Genomic DNA, 417 nt, shown 5'->3' with positions numbered 1-417 from the left:
GGGGAAGGCGGCGGTGGACAGTTCGGCGAAGCGGCGGATCTGGCGGACGTCGGTGGCCGGCATGATCTCCGGGATGATCGGGGTGTCGCAGCCGGCGGCCGCGACCCGGTCCCGCAGCCGTAGATAGTCCTCCGGGTCGAAGAACATCTGCGTGATCGCGTAGTCCGCCCCCGCCCGGCACTTGGCGACGAAGTGCGCGAGGTCGCTGCGCGCGTCGAAGGACCTCGGATGACCCTCCGGAAAGGCCGCCACGCCGATCCGGAACTCGCCCAACGAGCGCACCAGCTCGACGAGTTCATAGGCGTATGTGAAGCCCTGCGGGTGCGGGGTCCATGTTCCGCGTGGGTCGCCCGGGGGGTCGCCGCGCAGCACCAGGACGTCGCGGACGCCGGCGTCGGCGTAGGCGCCGATGATCGC

Annotated in this window: 1 protein-coding gene; it reads right to left on the bottom strand. The window is 71.0% G+C overall.

What is annotated here, in order from left to right; genetic code table 11:
- Positions 1-417: methylenetetrahydrofolate reductase (locus tag IF73_RS0137165; RefSeq protein ID WP_031015984.1), on the bottom strand; the 417-nt coding region annotated here is incomplete at both ends.

The organism is Streptomyces sp. NRRL F-5727 (assembly GCF_000719555.1).
Taxonomy (GTDB): domain Bacteria; phylum Actinomycetota; class Actinomycetes; order Streptomycetales; family Streptomycetaceae; genus Streptomyces.
The sequence above is the reverse complement of the archived record's forward strand: the minus strand, read 5'-3'. Positions and strand labels throughout refer to the sequence as shown.